Raw genomic sequence first — 19575 nt, forward strand, 5'->3', positions numbered from 1 at the left:
TTTAATTTTTGCAAGTTTTAATTACATGTCTTTCATTTTTTCTTCGTGCTAATTCCGCATCCATGGCCTCCAGAAATGTATATGGAACTTGCAGATCACCATATCCACAGGCGAGATCCAGACCCTTCTTCATAGCTCCATGGAAATCACTTCCACCAGACCTCAGGCATCCGCATTCCTGCGCAATCTGCTCTGTTGCCTGACGCCATTCATCATCAAACTCACAGTACTGGGTCTCCAGTCCGTCCGCTCCCATGCGTATCAGACGTCTCGCCACATCCTTACAGTGTTCCGGATCCTGCGGATCGATCTGATGCAGATGTGCTACAAAGATCAGTCCTCCCGCATCATGAACTAATTGAATACACTCTTCCGGTGACAGGACTTCCTTTTGTACATATCCCGGTGTGCCCTTGGACAGATACTTGCGCAGTGCTTCTTTGAGTTCTGTGGCATATCCTCTTGCAATCAGAATCTGGGCAATATGCCCTCTCGCCAAGATTTTCCCCTCTCCAAGTGCATCCAGATCTCTTCTGTCTATCTGAAAGCCCGCTTCATGAAGCTTATCTACCATCTTATAATTACGTTCCTGACGGCTTGCAGCCATATCATCCAGTCGCTTAATTAGTCGTTTATTTTTACAATTGATAAAAAGCGAAGTCATGTGTACATCGCAGTCATCTACGCGGGTGCTGAGCTCCGCTCCAGGGATCACCCGAATCCCCAGTTCCTCACCTTCCATAGAAGCTTCTTCCACTCCTGCTACGGTGTCATGGTCTGTAATCGCAATCGCGCTAAGTCCCTTTTGCTTTGCGTATTTAACAAGCTCTGTCGGCGTATATGAGCCATCCGACGCGGTTGTGTGAGTATGCAGATCTACTATCTTCATAGTGTTCCATCACCCCTTTCATCTCCTAGTCTACCCTGTTTCTCAGTGTTTTGCAAGTATTTCTCATTTTACTTATTTTTAACTCATTTTTACACGTTTTACCCTTTACATAGCATGCATTTCATGTTATTGTAAAAATGTAATCAATAAATTTGCAACGGGTTTTTTACATTTGCAAACATCAACTCTTTTTTTAAGAGCGAACTGAGAGGAGGTTCACTATGAAAAAATTTCTGTCACTTTTAGTATGTTTGATGCTGACACTCGGACTGATCGGCTGTGCATCCGGCAGTGATGACAAATCTGCTGACACCGACAAAAAAGAAAGCAGCGACGAAGCGACAAATGACGAATTGAAAGGACACCTGGTTATTTACACATCAGAGCCTCAGGATCTGGTTACTGAGATGTTAGATGATTTCGTATCTAAGAATCCTGGCGTTACATACGAACTGTTCCGTTCTGGTACCGGTGATGTAAAGACCAAGCTATCTACCGAGCTGGATGCTGGCAGTACAGATGCTAACGTTCTGTGGTTTGCAGACCTGGGTTATATGTATGACCTGGACGATCAGGGTCTGATCTACCACTACTCTCCTGAGAGTGCGAAGGATCTTCCGGATACTTATAAGTACAATGACGGTATGGGTCATGAAGTACGCGCGATCTACTCTGTACTGGCTTACAACACCACACAGATTGACAAAGCTCCTAAGGATTGGGACGATGTTACATCTGATGACTACAAAGGATCTCTTGCAATTGCAAATCCTGCATACTCCGGTGGAGCTATGACAACACTTTCTGTTCATGTAGAACCGGACAACGAATCCACAGTTGGATGGGACTGGTATCAGAAGCTTGCTGACAACGATGTCAAGATGGAGCAGTCTAATGGTACCCTCCTCACTAAGGTAGCATCCGGCGAGTACAAAGGTGCTGTTATCGTTGACTACCTGCCACGTAATTCCAAGAACGAAGGTTCTCCGATCGATTACGTATATCCGGAATCCGGATCTGTACTGATTCCTACACCACTCTGTCTGATGGACAATATGTCTGATGAAGACAAAGCTGCTGCTGAAGCATTTGTTGACTATATGTTCGACATCGAGACGCAGAAGCTGTTTGTACAGCAGGGCTATGTTCCAATGATCAGCGAAGCTGCTGAAGGAACAGAAGTACCGACTATCGATGATATCAAAGTATTACCGATGGACGTTAACTACATGAGAGAGAACTCAGGCTCTATGCTTGAAAAGTTCACAAGCATTTTCGGAGCACAATAGCACACCGCTATAGAAGTAACTTCGACAGCAGGAGCCGCGCTTTTGCCGGTTCCTGCTGTTTTTATATAATGCCAGGGTCTAAGATCTTTCATCCACATGAGCTTGCTCATAAATGGACAAAAGCATTATTTAACCAATATTTTTAAGAAAGGACGTGATACCATGTTTAAGAAAAACGGCTCCAATTCTTCGCGCGGTTCTCTCGCGCCTACGATCATCTGGTGGGTAGTCGTAGCTTTTCTTGCACTGTCTGTTATCTATCCTTCTATCCGTCTGATACTGAACAGTTTGAAGGTAGGTGACGGATATGGCCTTGATAACTATGTTACCGTATTCTCAGATCCAGGTATTCTGCGGAGTATGAAAAACTCGTTTATCGTAGTAATTCCTGCTACCATATTTTCCACCATCATCGGTGTATTTTTATCATGGGTAGTTGTCCGCACCAATGTTCCCGGCGTGAAATACTGGAAAAGACTCCTGTCGATTCCTTACTTTATCCCTCCTTTTATCGGGGCGATTGCATGGACATTTCTTTTGGGACCGGTAGGATATTTCAACAAATTTTTAATGAACACTTTCGGATTTGAGCAGGCTCCAATGAATATCTACAGTCTGGGCGGCATGATCTTTATCATGTCCATGTACCGTTATGCGGTATCTTTTATCGTAGTATTACCTACCATGAAGCGTATCTCCGCTTCTGTTGAGGAAGCAGCACGTATCTCCGGTGCCTCTCCATGGCGCACCCTGCGTGACATTACGCTCCCACTGATCACCCCTTCTATTATGGGTGCCATGTTATTGACATTTATGTTCATTCTGGCGGACTTCGGTGTATCCTCTGTATTAGGTGCCCCGAATCAGATCCACCTGATGACCACTCAGATATATTACATGATCAACAACTCAACGATTGCAAACAACCTTCAGGTTGCATCCGCATATTCTCTGTTCTTATCCCTCTTTGGACTGGTCGGTCTGTGGGTATACAACAGAGTCCTTGCAACTAATAAGTTCGTTGTTGTAAGCGGTAAAAGTGCAGCGGTAGAACCTACCAAGTTGAACAAGGGACCTCGTTGGATCCTCTTTGCAATCCTGGTAATCTTCTTCCTGTTCACAACCTGTGCACCAATCCTTGCAACGCTGATCACATCTCTGACCAAGACCTACGGTCTTCCTTTTGGTCCGGAAAATATGACATTCCAGAACTTTGCACAAATGCTACAGATTCAGAATGTAGCAAGGGCATTTAAGAACAGTCTGTTCCTGTCTGTTACCTCCAGTCTTGTGATTACGATCGTTACTATGATCATTGCTTATATCAGCATTCGCGGCGGTATCCGTGGTGTAAAGGGCGTGAAATTCATGCAGATGACCGTTGTACTTCCTTATGCAGTACCTGGTGTCATCATTGCACTGTCCATGATCCTTGCATTTTCACAGCCTATTGCAGGCGTGAGACTTTATAACACAATCTGGATCTTATTGATTGCTTATATTGCCAGGTTTATGAATCTGGGCTACAACAATATATCCGGTGCCATCAGTCAGGTAGACACCTCTCTGGAAGAAGCTGCCCGGATCTCCGGAGCATCACAGCTCCGGGCATTTAAGGATGTCATGCTTCCTTTATTAAAGAGCAGTTTGATCAGTTCCTTCTTCCTGGTAGTAGCACCTACCATCTCCGAGCTGTCACTTTCAAGCCTGCTGTGGTCAGTAGGTAATGAGACCATCGGAACTATTGTATTCTCCGCCAAAGAAGAAGGACGTATTCTTTTAACTGCAGCAATTGCTATTATACTGATTATTCTGGTTGTCTTTATCAATCTTCTGGTTAACAGCCAGACTGATAAAGACTGATACAAAAAGGAGGTACTGAATAATGGGAAAATTATCTATTCGCAATCTTACAAAGTCCTATGGGGACCATACTGTTGTTAATAAAGTAAATATCGAAGTGGATGACAGTCAGCTTCTGACCATCGTCGGCCCATCCGGTTGTGGTAAAACGACAATCCTCCGCATGATTGCAGGATTCATCGAGCCTACCGGTGGACAGATCTATCTGGACGATAAACTGTTGGTTGATGTTGAGAACCGCATAGCTCCGATTGCTCCTGAGAAGCGTAATATCGGCATGGTATTCCAGTCATATGCCGTATGGCCACATATGAAAGTATTTGATAATGTAGCATATCCGCTAAAACTTCGCAAGGTCAGCAAAGACGAGATTAAAAGTGAGGTCATGCGTGTATTGAAGGTTGTACACTTGGAAGGACTGGAGAACCGCATGGCTCACGAGCTGTCCGGCGGACAGCAGCAGCGTGTTGCCCTTGCCCGTGCACTGGTCATGAAGCCAAAGCTTCTTCTTCTGGATGAACCACTCTCCAATCTGGATGCAGCACTCCGTGAAGAAATGCGCGGTGAGATCAAAGAGATCCAGCGCACCCAGCACATTACCATTATCAACGTAACACATGATCAGATTGAGGCCATGACCATGTCAGACCGTGTAGCAGTCGTGAGAAAGGGAGTTCTGGAACAATTTGCTTCTCCTTATGAACTCTATGAAGAACCGGTCAATACATTTGTGGCACGTTTCATCGGATCTGCCAACATTCTGCCAGCCACGAAAAAGGCGGATGCTGTCCGTGACAGCGATGGCATGATGGACGTCATGGTAGCCGGATGTTATCCGTTGAAAGTACCATATGTAGATTCTAAAAATGAGCAGGGATTTGTAGCTGTGCGAACTCATCACATGGCTCCAAACGAAGCCTCTCCATTAAAAGCGCATATCCGACGCGCTCTGTATCAGGGCAGTCAGATCGAATACTATCTGGAAGCTCCAGGATGTGAGATGTTCCGTCTCCTGACCGATGTAAGCTTTATCCAGCCAGAAGGAGCAGACATCGCAGTAGATATTACAAAGGCGGTGTGGTTAGATGAGTAATTTTAATAATTTTACATTTAAGATCAATATCTTAGGCTGGTGGGGCGCATTTCCACAACCGGGCGGTGCCACCTGCGGCGTGCTTGTCACTACGAGCGAAGGTAAGTTCCTGTTAGACTGTGGCGGCGGTGTGTTATCCAAATATTTTGAGCACGCCAATCTGACCGATCAGTTCCAGGGGGTACTTCTCTCCCATCTTCATTATGACCACATGGGAGATGTCGGATGCCTGTATTACGCTATCAACTATGCGCTGCGTGTAGGTCTTCGTTCCAACAAGCCACAGGTCTATGCGCCAAAGACTCCGGAAACTATGTGGGATGCAGTACAATATCCATTCTGCGATACCCACATACTGGAAGACGGCATGAAGATACATATGGCAGGCGCAGACATTACCGTCAAGAAGGTCAATCATACGATCGAATGCTATGCATTTCGCATTGAGAAAAATGGTAAAACGATCGTATATTATACGGATACCACATATGATCCGTCACACACAGATTTCATCAAAGGTGCTGACCTTTTGATCTGTGAAGCAACCATTTCCATGGGAACCAGACACACCATCGGTGCCGGTCACATGACCGATATCGAAGCAGGTCAGACCGCTGCCAACGGCAATGTCAAAGAGCTGTGTCTCTACCATCTGCCAAGTGACGGCGATATCCCATTCATGCGGATCCGCGCAGGTTCCGCATACAACGGCGAGATCTACACTCCGGATATCCGTTCAGAATTTATCATCTGACAGGAGGCAAGCTGATGCTGAAACTATTTGACCCTATCCGGGACTTTTCATTCCTGTCCATTGCACTGCGCGTCCTGTTCACCTGTATTTCCGCAGGACTGATCGGTTATGAACGTGGTCTGGAAGGAAGAGCCGCCGGATTTCGTACGCATATTCTGGTAGCACTCGGCGCATGTATTGTCATGTGTGTCGATCAGTACCTGGTTACTATGATCAATCCCAATGCTGATCCTGCAAGACTTGGCGCACAGGTTATCAACGGCATTGGTTTTCTCGGTGCCGGCACGATCCTTGCCAACGGCAAACGTGTAACCGGTCTTACTACAGCCGCCGGACTATGGACCATGGCATGTGTCGGTCTTGCATTTGGCTGCGGATACTTCGAAGGCGGATTTCTCGCCACTGTAACCATGCTGATCGTATTGATCGTGCTACACAAAGTAGAAGGCCGCACTTCTACTCTGGTAGGAATGGAACTCCTGATTGAAATTGAGAAGTCCGATGATATCCCGTACCTTCTCAAAACCATAAAGCTATGCGGTATCAAAGTCGCAAATATTACCATCAACGACGCACCACAGGGTGCTTCCAAAGGGCATCTGGAGGTTCGCCTCTCTCTTCTGGTCGGGCGTAATTTTGACGCTTCCCACCTGTTAGACGAGTTAGCATTCCATATACCAGTGGTTAAATTCGAAGAACTCTGATCATACCGCAACCTGAACTTTATAAATAGGATACTACTTTATTTCCGCAAATGAAATGTCCTGTGTTTGTCAGTTTTCACAGCTTTTCCGTTGGAATCACCCGAAAAAGTAACAAGGTTTTCCATTTACAAGCATCCTATGTTGTACTATAATAGAAACTGTATGTTTTTGCGCATATTTAAAAAGCACAGATAACAAATGACAGATATATTATAGAAGAAACACAAGGATTTACAGGCTGTTATTGGAGGAAAAAGCTATGTATAGAAACAAAACAAGACAGGTAATGGTGGGCAATGTCCCAGTCGGTGGTGACGCTCCTATTTCCATTCAGTCTATGACAAATACCAGAACGCAGGATGTAGCCGCAACGGTAAAGCAGATCAATGAACTTGCTGCTGCCGGATGCGAGATCATCCGCTGTGCTGTACCGGATATGGAAGCAGCCAGAGCTATTTCGGAAATCAAGAAACAAATTAATATTCCTCTTGTGGCAGATATCCACTTTGATTATCGACTTGCTATCGCAGCAATCGAGAATGGAGCAGATAAGATCCGAATCAATCCCGGCAATATCGGAGCACCGGAACGTATCCAGGCAGTCGTAGAGAAAGCGATTGAATATCATGTACCGATCCGTATCGGTGTCAACAGCGGTTCTCTGGAAAAGCACCTGGTTCAAAAATACGGCGGCGTAACTGCTGAGGGACTGGTAGAAAGTGCCCTCGACAAGATCCACATTGTAGAACAATACGGATTAAAAGATATCATCGTCAGCATCAAGTCATCGGATGTCATGATGTGCATCAGAGCTTACGAGCTGATGGTACAGAAAACAGATTATCCTCTCCATGTAGGAATCACTGAATCAGGTCCTCTGGGTGGAGGCATTATTAAGTCCAGCGTCGGACTGGGTGCTATCCTGTATCAGGGCATCGGTAATACGGTTCGTGTATCCCTGACCGGAGAACGTGTCGAAGAGATCAATACAGCCAAGAAGATCCTGGCTGCCTTAGGACTCAGAAAGGCCGGTATTGAGGTCATCTCCTGCCCGACCTGCGGACGTACACAGATCGATCTGATCACACTTGCCAACCAGGTAGAAAAGCTGGTAGCTCAGTATGATCTGGATCTCAGAGTTGCCGTTATGGGTTGTGTAGTCAACGGTCCCGGAGAAGCCAGAGAAGCAGATCTCGGCGTAGCCGGCGGATGCGGTGAAGGACTTCTGTTTAAAAAAGGCAAGATACTCCGAAAGATGCCGGAAGATCAGCTGTTAGCTGCCCTCAAAGATGAGCTGGACCACTGGGAGGAAGAAAGGATCTAGCGAAATATATTTATGAGAAAAATTGTTGATAACGAGCGTATGATGCTGCGTGTATGCGATCTCTATTACAATCGTGATATGAGTCAGAGTGACATTGCTAAGATTATGGACATCTCCAGACCTACCGTTGCCAGACTTCTAAAAAGCGCCAAACTAAAGCGAATCGTAGAGATCACGATCTCCGATCCGCAGGAACGGCGTTATTCTGAACTGGAGCAGAAACTGGAAAAGACGTACCATCTGCAGGAAGTCATTATTGCAGACACTGTAAGCACCACCAATCAGCAAAAAGATGTTCTGGGAAAAGCCGCAGCAGGTTATCTGAAGTCCATATTGAAGGACAATGATATCATCGGCGTAGGCATGGGTACAACAATCCGTTACATTGCACCATATGCTCCCAGACAGTTTCAGAATCTCACATTTATCCCGCTTCTAGGCGGAACCGGTAATGTAGATTACACACTGGATGCGAATCACGTCGTAGACCACCTGTCAAAAGCCTTCTGTGGGGAAGGGCAACATCTGTATGTCCCTGCGGTTGTCTCTCATGTACAGACCAAACGTACTCTTATGAAAGAAGACAGCATCAGACAGATCATGAACGCTTATGATCATCTGAATGTAGCTCTAGTCGGTATTGGTACAGCAGACAACACCTCTTCCGCTTTCCGAAGCGGATACTATTCGGACGAAATGAAACAGCAGGCAGTCAAAGACCAGGTATGCGGAGATATCTGTATGCATCTCTTCGATAAGGAAGGGCAAACTGATCGCTTCCCGTATAATAAACAGATCGTCGGTGTGAATCTGAACAAATTAAAAAAAGTCCCTTATGTCATCGGTATTGCTAACGGTGTACGGAAGGCAGAAGCCATACGGGGTGCCATAAAGGGAGGCTATATTAACGTATTAGTTACGGATGCTCAGTGCGGAGAGGCACTGACCAGATTAAATGATTAATTGAATATTGGAGGGCAATGATATGTATACAAAGAAAGCGAAAGTCGTTAACCCATTAGGAATTCATGGCCGTGCAGCCAGTGTATTTACCCACACAGCCAGTCAGTTTTCTTCTCATGTATTCGTAGAGCGCGCGGATGATTCCATGAAAAAGGCAAATGCTAAATCCGTCGTATTCGTCCTTGCACTGTGTCTTGCGCAGAATGACGAGATCATCCTTTCTGCTGACGGACCGGACGAGAAAGAAGCGGTTGAAGCCCTTATAGAATGCCTTAAGACATTAGATCAGGCAGAATAATATTCTTAAAGACATATAAGATCACACAATGCACCCTCATTGTGTGATCTTTCTTTATCCCATATTCTCTTCTTACTCTGCTTCTCGCTTCACATGATTCAATTCATAAAAAATTGAAATCAGGTATCCGGCTACGCCCGCATAACCTCCTGTCAGAAATGCTGACCACAGACATTCTGATAAATCCCAGGAAACACTGAGTCCAAACATCATCACAGGCAGTGCCACAACTGCCACACAGATAAATGTAAACACTCCGCGGAACAATGCTGCTGTATATTTTTTCCCACAATTTGCTGCCAGTAATTTCCATAGTTTTTTCATAATAAAACTACCCTCTTTCTGCGAGTTATCTCTTTTCGCTTTCTGAGGGTAGTATAACAATCCATGGTTAAATCTCCATGTATCACTCTGTTAAGTTTAAGTTAAATTAGGCATGCAAATGTTAATCCTTCTATCACACTGTAATCTTCTCATAACTGTGCGTCCAGTCTGTCTTTAACAAGAACAGCAGAAATACCAGACTGCTCAGTGACCATGTGATCGGATATGCCCAACAAATAGTCTTAAATACCGGAACAATACGGATTGCGATCGTCACATACACAATACGGAACCCGCACCAGAAGCCAAGCATCGTTGCCATAGGTATCACAGACTTGCCGCAGCCTCTCAGCACACCTGTTGCGCTGTGTGAGAACGCAAGCAGAAAATAGAACAGACACACTGTCCGCTCCTGTATCACGCCAAATTCAGCCGCTTTCGGTGCCTTGGCAAATATCCCTACCAGCCATGGTGCATAGATGTATTCTACGATACCGATCACCGCAGCGATCACGGCACAGCTTACGATACCAAAGACTGCTCCCTTCTTCGCGCGTTCGTACTCCTTTGCACCCAGATTCTGGCTGATGAACGTAGACATCGTTAAAGACATCGCCATGATCGGGATAAATACAAAGCCTTCCACTTTTGAATGCGATCCTGCGCCCGACATGGCATATTCTCCAAAGGAATTGATATTGGTCTGTACTACCAGATTACCAATGCTGATAACTGAATTCTGGATACCAGCCGGAAGTCCCTGACGAATCACATCTCCCATGATATTCGCATGATATTTCAGCTTCTTAATGCTGACCCTTGTGCATCCCTGATTCTTCCTCATCCTTAATATACAGAGTACAGCACTTAAGCCCTGTGCGATCACCGTTGCGATAGCCGCTCCTGCCACGCCCCAGTGAAAGACTGCCACAAAGATCAGATCCAACACCACATTCACAGCAGAACAGATCGCCAGATAATACATCGGCCGCACACTGTCTCCAAGTGCCCGCATAATGGACATGAAAATGTTATACATGATGATCGTCGTACTGCCTGCGAAATAAATCTTAAAATAGGTCAGCGACTGTGGCAGCACATTCTCCGGCACATCCATCATATTCAGAATCTGTGGAGCAAAGATCAACCCAATCGCCGTCATCAACACCGATGCAATGATACCGAACAGGATATTGGTATGGATCGATCTCTCGATATTTTTCTCATCCTCAGCTCCCACATAGCGGGATATTACCACTCCTCCTCCGATAGCAATACCATTAAACATTCCTACCACCAGAAAGACGAGGCTTCCCGATGTGCTTACCGCTGCAAATGCCGTATTGTCCGCAAAGTTACCGACTACCCAGGCATCTGCCATATTATATAATTGTTGTAATAGTTGTCCGAAAATTAAAGGAATCGTAAATGCAACGATCCCCTTCGCAACTGATCCCTTGGTCAGATCAATCGTCTCTTTCTTCTTTTTCATTTGATTACCCCAGTAAATGTACACCGCCTAAAAGTACATATGAAATAAACCACATAATCACTGTCGCCATACAGATTCCAAGCACAACTGCCGGAAATGCTTTGCGGAACTTCACACCCAGAAGTGCTGCGATCAGTGATCCTGTCCATGCCCCTGTACCCGGAAGCGGAATTCCTACAAAGAGTACCAGTCCCCAGAATTCGTATTTCTCAATCTGGTCACTCTTACTCATGGCACGTGCTTCCAGTCTGTGTACCATCGGTTTGAAAGTCTTCGTGCCTTTGAGCCAGGTAAAGATTGGTGTGATCAGAAGCAGAATGAATGGCACCGGTATGATATTGCCAAGCACACAAAGCGGAATTGCCTTTGCTACCGGTACACCAAGCACAGGTCCTGCCACCAGAAGCGCTCCTCGGAGCTCCAGAATCGGGATCATTGAGATCACAAATACAATTGCCTCTTTGCTCAATGTGCCGCTCAATGCATGGATAATCCCCTGCACAAGTGTCTCTGTCATAATTATTCTCCTTTAATATATCTTCTCAGGAAAGCGAATAAAGCCTCCATCTCTTCTCTGGTGCCCACAGTCACACGCATATACTGTTCAATGCGCTCACTGCCCCAGAATCTTACATAGATGTCTTCTTTCTTCAATGCCTCAAACATCTCTTTCGCATCATATTCCGGATGCATCACAAATATGAAGTTTGCCTGCGAATCCAAGCATTTAAATCCCAGTTCTTTGAATTGTTCCACAGACCATGCTCTCGTCTCTACGATCTTCTGAACGGTCTCCTCAAAATATACCTTATCCTTCACAGCTTCCGCGCCACATACCAGCGCCGCCTGATTCATAGTATAGGAATTAAATGAATATTTGGCATCATTCAGATATTTGATCAGCGTCGGATTACTGATGGCATATCCAATACGCATTCCTGCCATAGAGCGGGATTTGGAAAAGGTCTGTACCACGATCAGATTCTCGTACTTATCGATCAGTTCCAGTGCAGACTTTCCTGCAAAGTCAATATATGCCTCATCTACAATCACGATCACATCCTGATTGTGCGCAATGATATCTTCTACAAACTCAAGACCCTCATAGATTCCGGTCGGTGCATTCGGATTCGGAAATATGACGCCGCCATTCTCCTGATAATAGTCTTCCTTGCGAATGCGGAAATCATCCATAAGCTTCGGACAGATATACGGAATCCGGTAGAGATCTGCCCACACCTTGTAGAAAGAATAGGTAATGTCCGGGAACAGGATTGGTTTCTCGGAATTAAAAAACGTCAGGAAACACATCGACAGTACATCATCTGATCCCACGCCAACAAATACCTGATCTTTATTCACGCCATAATACTCTGCCAGGCTGTCTACCAGCACACTGGCTGTCGGATCCGGATACATCCGGAGCTTATCCGGACTGATCTGTTCCATTGCCTTCTGCACGCCCGGTGCCGGCGGATACGGATTCTCATTGGTATTCAATTTGATCACCCTACGGCCAGGCTGCTCGCCCGGCACGTACGGCTCTACCTTTCGTATATTCTTCTCAAATGCTTTCATAATTCTAAAAGTACTCCTTCGCAAGTTCAGCAAATTTCGGAAGTGAATTTACAATCGTCTCATAAGATACACAATATGCCAGTCTCACATAACCTGGGCATGCAAAAGAACTTCCCGGAACCATCAGAATGTTGTATTTCTTACCTGCTTCGCAGAATTCCTTTTCATTTTCAACCGGCGACTTCACAAATAGATAGAATGCTCCCTCTGGCTTAATGCAGTCGAATCCACACTCTTTCAAGCCATTGTACAGTGCTTCTCTGTTTCTGTCATAGTAGGAAATATCCGTCTTTTCATTCAGGCACGCCTTTACGATCTTCTGCTGTAAGGTCGGTGCATTTACGAATCCAAGGATCCGGTTTGCTACGTTCGCTGCTGAAAGCATATCTTCGCTGTCTGCCACTTCATCCGGAATTACCAGATATCCGATACGTTCACCCGGCAATGACAGGGATTTGCTGTAAGAATACCCTACGATCGTATTATCATAATACTTGGTCAGATATGGTACCTCTGCTCCATCGTATACCAGTTCACGGTAAGGCTCATCAGAAATAAGGAAAATCTCTGTTCCATACTCTTTCTGCTTTGCTTCCATAATAGCTGCCATCTTTTTAATGGTCTCTTCGGAATATACCACACCGGTCGGATTGTTCGGTGTATTCACGATAACTGCCTTGGTCTTTGGTGTGATCTTCTTCTCGAATTCATCCAACTTCGGCTGAAAATCTACGGTATTCGGAGATACCTCTACCAGTACACCGTCAAAGTTATTGACATAGGCTCTGTATTCACCGAAATATGGGGCAAATGTCAACACCTCATCTCCTGCATTGATGATCGTCTTCAGGATAACATTCAGGCCTCCTGCTGCACCTACGGTCATGATAATATTCTTGCCCTCAAATGCTGTACCAAAACGTTCATTCAGAGACTTTGCTACCGCTTCGCGGACATCTGCGTAACCACTGTTGCTGTTGGTGTATCCATGAAGTACCAGCGGATCCTCATTCTCAACCAGATCTTCGATTGCCTTCTTTACAGCCTCCGGAGCCGGTACATTTGGATTACCCAGGCTGAAATCAAATACATTCTCAGCACCGTAAATACCTGCCAGACGGTTACCTTCTTCAAACATGGCACGAATAGCGGAACTGTTCGCTACCAGGCCTTTCATTTTCTCTGCTATCATTCTTCTACCTCCCGTGTCTGATCATCTTGTGTCTTTTCTCTTACCCATCCCTTTTCTACCATGAATACCGGACGGTAAGATCGTTTCGCTTTTCTGAGTCCTTCGGAACCTGTATCTTCTTCGCGGTTCACGTATTTATAATCCATACAGGCATGCTGTACAAACTGCTGATTGATCATCGTGTAAGCGCCTTCGATCTCTCCCAGCGCCTTCTCAATGTGCACAACAAATGTATCTTCAGAAAGCGGCTCTCCGATGGTAAATGCTATGATCTTGCCATCCACTCTTAATGCGCCGCCTACCAGATCTAATTCTTTAAAGAGTCGCAGGGAATTCAGCGTCACACAAAGTTCTGCATTCTTCTCTTCATCCTCTTCACAGCCATTTTCATTACGCCATTTCAAACCTGTCTGTACACATTCTTCCAGATTATCCTCACTAATCGGTTCATAAGACCAGCGGTCTGCATATACGATTTTAAACTTATTAATATGGTTACGTTTGCTGTGAAGCTTCTTGCCGGAAAGTGTGGCCAGTTTCTCAGATTCATATACATAATCTGCATCACTTTCCACATATTCAATCTCAAACCTTCCCGGATACCATTTCTCCAGATATTCAAAATTATCCGGTGTCACAGTATACATGAGGAACGGAACTCCCCGCTCCTTGCTATATACCATCAGCACATCCAGCGCTTTCTTAACATTCTCCGGTTCTCCCGCCGGGTATGCAAAAGAGAATCCATCCTCATCCTCCGTACGGAATACCAATGTATGTTCTACCTCAGCAAACTTCACATGATAAAATCGCGCCCATAAATATACATTCACAAATGTACGCTCGCAGCTTCTGCTGGTATGATGCTTGAAATAATGTGTGATGAGATCTTTATCTTCCAGTTCTATCTTCTTAAAGCCTATCTCTATCATAACTTACCTTCTTATATTACTTTTCTTACTTATTCTCTTTCTTATTTTTTCTTGCACGGATTTTAGTATAGCATATCCGAACAACCAATACAATCAACAGGATCAGTACCAGAATAACAGCATAGATCACCAATGCGATCTTATTCGGGTGTTTCAATAACTCGATCGGATTCCGGCTGTCATTGATAACCTTGCGGTTCTCTGCCTTCTCATAGCGTTCAGGTACTACAGACACACCCTTAGCGTTTTCAGAGAAGGATTCAAGATAGCTTGCCAGTGCGTACCATTCTTTTACTTCCGCGCCATTCTGATCGTGGATAATATACTTTTCAAAATCTGTAATAGGCTCTCCATCTGCATTCTTCGGTGTAATCTTAAGGATGCCCTTAGACTGTCCTTCTACTGCGCCAAGCATCTGCGCAGAATAAAGTCCCGATACCACACGGTACAGCTTATCATCCTGAATATTCTCAAGCTTCTCCTGTGTTAAAGGCTCTTCCTCCCCCACCTGATCAGTCGTCATATACACATCCGTCACTTTATTCAGAATCATGCGGTGCGGGTTAAATGTCCACGCCATACCGCTTGGATAAAGCTGTGCGGCACTCATCAGCGAAGACACCGAAGCATCCACCTCTGCTACCGTCTTAAGTTCTGCTCCGGTCAAATATACACTGACCAGCGGATATCCTGTAATACGGTCTGCTCCGATACCAAGAGCGCTTACATTAAATGCGTCCGATACCGTAATTTCTCCCTTTGGGAAGGAATCACGAATTACACCTGTCGCTACAACTGCCAGATCCACCGGCTCGTAATCTTCACCTTCTGCCTGCTTCACTGCATAGATATAAGAGTCAGATATCAGATTACCAAGTCCCGCCTCTCTGTGTTCTGCATACATATCATCTACTGAATCAAATGCCACGTCATTTTCTGCCAATACCTGATTCATTGTATATCCAAATCTGGACAGATATTCTTCATCAATCACACTGCGGTACTGTGCAAGTTCTGCTTCAATATCCGCATCCTTCTCTACCGTGCCATCCATTGCTTTTAACTTATATTCTTCCAATGTCCATCTGCCATCACCATCCGGTACAAGGCTCATCTCACCAAGATTTGCTCCATAGCATCCTGCTGATGCGATCACCGTATTGCCATGAATGATCGGCTGTTCCAATGTAGTATGTGTATGTCCGCTGATGATCACATCAATCTCTGGTACTTTCTCCGCAAGAATCTCGTCCTCAGACTTATCTTCATCTTCATTGGTTCCACTGTGAGACAGACAGACAATCATATCTACATCTTTCTTCTGCAGTTCTTTTACTACACGTTTAGAAGTCTCTACAATATCGTCAAATTCCAGACCGCTCTCTGGCGCACAGGCTGCTGCATCTTCTCCCAGTACACCAAACACGCCAATCTGCACACCATCATGCTCAATCACCGTATATTCTTTACTACCATAATCTTCCAGTGCTGTCTGAATCAGTTTATTATCATCGGATTTATTCTTTTTCCAATCGATATTCGCAATCAGGAACTGTGGCAATGTAAGCTCGGCATCTTCTTCTGCATTACGTAACGCACTGTGGAACATATTGGAAAGTCCCACTGCACGGTAGTCAAATTCATGATTGCCAAAAGTAGTTGCTTCCACACCAATCTTGCCAAGCATGGTAAGCTCTGCCGCATCTGTCTCATATATCGTCTGATAGAGCGTACCCATAGAAAAATCTCCGGCATCAAATACAAATGCTGCCGGATCTTCCTCTTTTACTCTGTCAATCTCTGTTTTAATTCTGGCAAGCCCGCCTATCATCTCAGTCTCCCCGTCTGCCTGGCTTGCCTTATATTCATCCAGTCTGGAATGAATATCATGTGTAAATAATATAGTCACCCTGTCGCCTGAATTTGTCGCAGACTCCGCCTCCGCCACGACAGAATTCACACACAGAGTACATACCATTATAATCATCAGCATAGCTGATTTAATTCGTCTTCTCATCATTATTCTCCTTTTTATATTATACTCCCTCTAATTCTTATCAAAATATACTATACATCGTATTTACACTGCTGGTTGTGATCGCAATCGTTGTATTCAAAAAGATCACATCTTTAATATCATTCTCTTTAATCAGATTGACCAATCCACCGCTGTAATACCGGTAATCAATTACATATACATCATGGTAATTATTAACCAGAAACGGCACAAACGCATTACCGTAAGATTCCTTTATCACCACGCAGGATGAATCATCGTCAACATTGGGATTCTCGATTTTCTCATACGGCTCATCACCTTCTATGAAACAGAGATACTTATTCTCCTTGGAATATGAATCCGCATCTTCTACTACTTTTCCTTTCTGCTCAACTCCGTTATGGTCAATATATGTAAGTTCATTCACCTCCGGAATATATGCATTCACCGTATCCTGATTATTATAAAGCACTTCTGACTGGTTACTGAACGAATAAAATGATCCTAAGAATCCGTCAAATTCTTTCTTAGTATAATCTTTCAACGGCGAAGCCTTCTCGCCCTTTATCTTCATAAACTGCTTATATGCATAATACGCGCCATCTGCAGTCCAGTGATGATCGGTTCTGTAATAGAGATACTCACTGTTATGCTTCTTCAATACGTCCAACACTGGAACAAACTTTACATTCTTATCCAGATTCTTCTCAATATATTCAAACGCATCTTTCTGACTGCTGGATCCAATCTTGGCCTGCATCTCTTCATCCAGATCAATTGCAACACTGGTTGGTGCTAGGATATCATACACCGTAGATGTCCCTTTCAACTGATCAGCCAGTTCACTGACCATTGCACTGTAATTCGTCGCTCCCTGTGCATCGAATCCATATAACCCGAATGCCCTGTCTTCTGCGATATATACCGTGCCTACCTGCTCCGGCTGAGTAGTAATCTCTGCCTTATCATCTCTTCCGTCATCTTCATCAGAAGAATCTGACTCTTTCTTTTTATCCTTCTTCAACGTAGACTTCATCTCTCCATCTACCGGAATATCGTCAGCCACAACCGTACCTCCGTGAATTTCTTCTGTATTCAATCCATACAGTCGCTGAAACTGGGAATTCATTGACACGAAATTCTCTCGAAACGGAAAGCTGTCTGCATACCAGGTACTGATCTGATCTGTAAATTCACCATTCAATACCGTCTTCACCGTCGGCTTCGGAAATTCTGTAAGTGTTCTTTTCTCAATATCTGACTCTTTCGGTCGCAGAGGCAAAATCAATCCAAGGATCCCAACTGCTGTTAATGCAATCAAGAACACGCGTATCGTATACTTTTGAAACCTGTAACGTATCTTCTTTCTTTTCAATTTGTATATTGATTCACTCATCTTTATTCTGCTCCTCTAAAACTGGAAGTATAAGAATGGATTGTAACTATTTCCGATCAATGCCATGAATGACAAAATCATAAGACCTATTGGCGCAAGCATATCATATATATACACCAGATACGGAATCCTGCACAACTTATTCGCCAGCCCCCTGAAAAATCTTCCAATATATTTAATCAATGGTGTGGATGCTATCACACAAAAAATCAACAGGAATATATGATTCTTGATCACGAGTGATGTCGACATATCCATCCAGCCATTTCCATTCAGTCCAAACATGCCTTTTAGAGAAGTCCCAAGATCAGCAATTGACTCCTGACGGAACAGTGCCCATCCAAAGTACACTACAAGCATTGCATATAAATGTCTTACTCCACCCGGTAGCTTTTTTAGCTTATCAAGCCATCCTTTATTCTCAATACAGATAAATACAAAGAAGTACAATCCCCATAAGATATAATTCCAGCTTGCTCCATGCCAGAATCCGGTAAGCGCCCACACTACCAATAAGTTGATTGTTCTTCTTCTGGCTCCTTTACGATTACCTCCCAGTGGAATATACACATAATCTCTGAAAAATGTACTCAGAGAAATATGCCAGCGATTCCAGAAATCCTTAATTGATGTAGCTATATATGGATAATTAAAGTTTTCATTATAATGGAAACCTATCATCCAGCCCATACCAATCGCCATATCAGAATATGCCGAGAAATCCAGATAAATCTGAAGCATATAGAACAGCAATCCAATCCAAAGCCCGCCTGCCGGAATGGCAACAATCGCCTTATGTCCTGATGGAAACAGCGCATCTGCTACAGATGCACAACTATTCGCCAGGATTGCTTTTTTGGCAAGTCCGACCATAAATCGCATGATACCTTTGCTAAACTCATCTACCCGAACCTTACGGTGATCGATTTCATCTGCCACCAGCTGATATCTTACAATCGGTCCCGCAATGCACTGATGGAACAATGCTGCATATAACAGTAAATGCCAGTATTTACGCTGAGCAGCCACTTCTCCTCTATATACATCCACCACATAAGATAAAAGCTGGAATGTATAGAAAGAAATACCTACCGGCAATACAATCTTTGTTGCTTCCGATGGAAGTCCGATCAGCGAACTTGTAATTCCGGTGAAGAAATTCAGATATTTAAATATGCCAAGAAATCCGATCAACAGCACACAGGCGAGAGTCAGATACTTCTTTTTCACACTCTTCTTCCGGCTCTCCTCAATCATAATCGCTGTAAACCAGGATATAAATACCATTCCCAGAAGAAGGATTAAATATTTCGGTCCTGCCCATGAATAAAAAATCAGGGAAAACACCAGCATGACCATGTTCTTCTTTTCAATCCCGTCTACCAGATTATATAGCAGCAGATTCAGGGTCAAAAAGAAAAACACAAAAAACAGACTCGAAAAAACCATTTAAACTTTCACTCCATAATAACTAATAACTTTTCT

Annotated in this window: 18 protein-coding genes; 8 read left to right on the top strand and 10 right to left on the bottom strand. The window is 44.3% G+C overall.

Going from position 1 to position 19575, the window contains the following annotated elements:
* Nucleotide 1: 1 nt before the first annotated feature.
* Nucleotides 2-889, bottom strand: coding sequence for a PHP domain-containing protein (locus OCV65_RS06390; protein WP_262581369.1), 888 nt, complete (start codon nucleotides 887-889; stop codon nucleotides 2-4).
* Nucleotides 890-1110: 221 nt separating this feature from the next.
* Between OCV65_RS06390 and OCV65_RS06395 the strand changes: the two genes are divergently transcribed.
* The 8 genes from OCV65_RS06395 to OCV65_RS06430 all read left to right on the top strand — a co-directional run bounded on the left by OCV65_RS06395 (nucleotide 1111) and on the right by OCV65_RS06430 (nucleotide 9177).
* Nucleotides 1111-2178, top strand: a complete 1068-nt coding sequence (locus OCV65_RS06395) for an extracellular solute-binding protein (RefSeq protein ID WP_262581370.1) — start codon at nucleotides 1111-1113, stop codon at nucleotides 2176-2178.
* Nucleotides 2179-2340: 162 nt separating this feature from the next.
* Complete coding sequence (locus OCV65_RS06400) at nucleotides 2341-4041, top strand: ABC transporter permease (protein ID WP_262581371.1); 1701 nt, start codon at nucleotides 2341-2343, stop codon at nucleotides 4039-4041.
* Nucleotides 4042-4063: 22 nt separating this feature from the next.
* Complete coding sequence (locus OCV65_RS06405) at nucleotides 4064-5134, top strand: ABC transporter ATP-binding protein (protein ID WP_262581372.1); 1071 nt, start codon at nucleotides 4064-4066, stop codon at nucleotides 5132-5134.
* A complete protein-coding gene (locus OCV65_RS06410; protein WP_118382671.1) occupies nucleotides 5127-5888 on the top strand; it encodes an MBL fold metallo-hydrolase in 762 nt (253 codons plus the stop codon). Before OCV65_RS06405 ends, OCV65_RS06410 begins: the two co-directional genes overlap by 8 nt.
* 14 nt (nucleotides 5889-5902) lie before the next feature.
* On the top strand, nucleotides 5903-6592 hold the full coding sequence (locus OCV65_RS06415) for an MgtC/SapB family protein (RefSeq protein WP_262581373.1): 690 nt from the start codon (nucleotides 5903-5905) through the stop codon (nucleotides 6590-6592).
* A 259-nt stretch (nucleotides 6593-6851) separates the two neighbouring features.
* On the top strand, nucleotides 6852-7916 hold the full coding sequence (ispG, locus tag OCV65_RS06420) for a flavodoxin-dependent (E)-4-hydroxy-3-methylbut-2-enyl-diphosphate synthase (protein WP_118453397.1): 1065 nt from the start codon (nucleotides 6852-6854) through the stop codon (nucleotides 7914-7916).
* Between the two features lie 12 nt (nucleotides 7917-7928).
* The gene (locus OCV65_RS06425) at nucleotides 7929-8879 is read left to right on the top strand and encodes a sugar-binding transcriptional regulator (RefSeq protein WP_262581374.1); all 951 of its coding nucleotides are present in this window, start codon (nucleotides 7929-7931) and stop codon (nucleotides 8877-8879) included.
* Between the two features lie 22 nt (nucleotides 8880-8901).
* Nucleotides 8902-9177, top strand: coding sequence for an HPr family phosphocarrier protein (locus OCV65_RS06430; protein WP_262581375.1), 276 nt, complete (start codon nucleotides 8902-8904; stop codon nucleotides 9175-9177).
* A gap of 72 nt (nucleotides 9178-9249) precedes the next feature.
* Here the strand turns inward: OCV65_RS06430 and OCV65_RS06435 are convergent, their stop codons facing one another.
* The 9 genes from OCV65_RS06435 to OCV65_RS06475 all read right to left on the bottom strand — a co-directional run bounded on the left by OCV65_RS06435 (nucleotide 9250) and on the right by OCV65_RS06475 (nucleotide 19539).
* Complete coding sequence (locus OCV65_RS06435; protein ID WP_262581376.1) at nucleotides 9250-9501, bottom strand: hypothetical protein; 252 nt, start codon at nucleotides 9499-9501, stop codon at nucleotides 9250-9252.
* 133 nt (nucleotides 9502-9634) lie between these two features.
* Nucleotides 9635-10993, bottom strand: coding sequence for an MATE family efflux transporter (locus tag OCV65_RS06440; protein ID WP_262581377.1), 1359 nt, complete (start codon nucleotides 10991-10993; stop codon nucleotides 9635-9637).
* Nucleotides 10994-10997: 4 nt separating this feature from the next.
* A complete protein-coding gene (locus tag OCV65_RS06445; protein ID WP_262581378.1) occupies nucleotides 10998-11510 on the bottom strand; it encodes a COG2426 family protein in 513 nt (170 codons plus the stop codon).
* A 2-nt stretch (nucleotides 11511-11512) separates the two neighbouring features.
* Nucleotides 11513-12571 (bottom strand): histidinol-phosphate transaminase, encoded by a 1059-nt coding sequence (hisC, locus tag OCV65_RS06450; protein WP_118382677.1) that lies wholly within the window; start codon nucleotides 12569-12571, stop codon nucleotides 11513-11515.
* Between the two features lie 4 nt (nucleotides 12572-12575).
* Nucleotides 12576-13763: a pyridoxal phosphate-dependent aminotransferase gene (locus OCV65_RS06455; protein WP_262581379.1), complete on the bottom strand. Its 1188-nt coding sequence runs from the start codon at nucleotides 13761-13763 to the stop codon at nucleotides 12576-12578.
* Nucleotides 13760-14695, bottom strand: a complete 936-nt coding sequence (locus tag OCV65_RS06460; RefSeq protein WP_262581380.1) for a DUF2156 domain-containing protein — start codon at nucleotides 14693-14695, stop codon at nucleotides 13760-13762. The genes OCV65_RS06455 and OCV65_RS06460 overlap by 4 nt, the downstream gene beginning before the upstream one ends.
* A gap of 25 nt (nucleotides 14696-14720) precedes the next feature.
* Nucleotides 14721-16712: a bifunctional metallophosphatase/5'-nucleotidase gene (locus OCV65_RS06465; protein ID WP_262581381.1), complete on the bottom strand. Its 1992-nt coding sequence runs from the start codon at nucleotides 16710-16712 to the stop codon at nucleotides 14721-14723.
* Nucleotides 16713-16752: 40 nt separating this feature from the next.
* On the bottom strand, nucleotides 16753-18090 hold the full coding sequence (locus OCV65_RS06470) for a DHHW family protein (protein ID WP_262581382.1): 1338 nt from the start codon (nucleotides 18088-18090) through the stop codon (nucleotides 16753-16755).
* 15 nt (nucleotides 18091-18105) lie between these two features.
* Nucleotides 18106-19539: an MBOAT family O-acyltransferase gene (locus OCV65_RS06475; protein WP_262581383.1), complete on the bottom strand. Its 1434-nt coding sequence runs from the start codon at nucleotides 19537-19539 to the stop codon at nucleotides 18106-18108.
* Nucleotides 19540-19575: the final 36 nt, after the last annotated feature.

This window comes from Dorea ammoniilytica, assembly GCF_025567415.1.
Classification (GTDB): Bacteria; Bacillota; Clostridia; order Lachnospirales; family Lachnospiraceae; genus Claveliimonas; species Claveliimonas ammoniilytica.

What these genes read in the sequence shown, in the direction of transcription:
- OCV65_RS06390 (WP_262581369.1), bottom strand. Translation starts at nt 889, where the DNA reads ATGAAGATAGTAGATCTGCATACTCACACAACCGCGTCGGATGGCTCA.
- OCV65_RS06395 (WP_262581370.1), top strand. Translation starts at nt 1,111, where the DNA reads ATGAAAAAATTTCTGTCACTTTTAGTATGTTTGATGCTGACACTCGGA.
- OCV65_RS06400 (WP_262581371.1), top strand. Translation starts at nt 2,341, where the DNA reads ATGTTTAAGAAAAACGGCTCCAATTCTTCGCGCGGTTCTCTCGCGCCT.
- OCV65_RS06405 (WP_262581372.1), top strand. Translation starts at nt 4,064, where the DNA reads ATGGGAAAATTATCTATTCGCAATCTTACAAAGTCCTATGGGGACCAT.
- OCV65_RS06410 (WP_118382671.1), top strand. Translation starts at nt 5,127, where the DNA reads ATGAGTAATTTTAATAATTTTACATTTAAGATCAATATCTTAGGCTGG.
- OCV65_RS06415 (WP_262581373.1), top strand. Translation starts at nt 5,903, where the DNA reads ATGCTGAAACTATTTGACCCTATCCGGGACTTTTCATTCCTGTCCATT.
- ispG (WP_118453397.1), top strand. Translation starts at nt 6,852, where the DNA reads ATGTATAGAAACAAAACAAGACAGGTAATGGTGGGCAATGTCCCAGTC.
- OCV65_RS06425 (WP_262581374.1), top strand. Translation starts at nt 7,929, where the DNA reads ATGAGAAAAATTGTTGATAACGAGCGTATGATGCTGCGTGTATGCGAT.
- OCV65_RS06430 (WP_262581375.1), top strand. Translation starts at nt 8,902, where the DNA reads ATGTATACAAAGAAAGCGAAAGTCGTTAACCCATTAGGAATTCATGGC.
- OCV65_RS06435 (WP_262581376.1), bottom strand. Translation starts at nt 9,501, where the DNA reads ATGAAAAAACTATGGAAATTACTGGCAGCAAATTGTGGGAAAAAATAT.
- OCV65_RS06440 (WP_262581377.1), bottom strand. Translation starts at nt 10,993, where the DNA reads ATGAAAAAGAAGAAAGAGACGATTGATCTGACCAAGGGATCAGTTGCG.
- OCV65_RS06445 (WP_262581378.1), bottom strand. Translation starts at nt 11,510, where the DNA reads ATGACAGAGACACTTGTGCAGGGGATTATCCATGCATTGAGCGGCACA.
- hisC (WP_118382677.1), bottom strand. Translation starts at nt 12,571, where the DNA reads ATGAAAGCATTTGAGAAGAATATACGAAAGGTAGAGCCGTACGTGCCG.
- OCV65_RS06455 (WP_262581379.1), bottom strand. Translation starts at nt 13,763, where the DNA reads ATGATAGCAGAGAAAATGAAAGGCCTGGTAGCGAACAGTTCCGCTATT.
- OCV65_RS06460 (WP_262581380.1), bottom strand. Translation starts at nt 14,695, where the DNA reads ATGATAGAGATAGGCTTTAAGAAGATAGAACTGGAAGATAAAGATCTC.
- OCV65_RS06465 (WP_262581381.1), bottom strand. Translation starts at nt 16,712, where the DNA reads ATGAGAAGACGAATTAAATCAGCTATGCTGATGATTATAATGGTATGT.
- OCV65_RS06470 (WP_262581382.1), bottom strand. Translation starts at nt 18,090, where the DNA reads ATGAGTGAATCAATATACAAATTGAAAAGAAAGAAGATACGTTACAGG.
- OCV65_RS06475 (WP_262581383.1), bottom strand. Translation starts at nt 19,539, where the DNA reads ATGGTTTTTTCGAGTCTGTTTTTTGTGTTTTTCTTTTTGACCCTGAAT.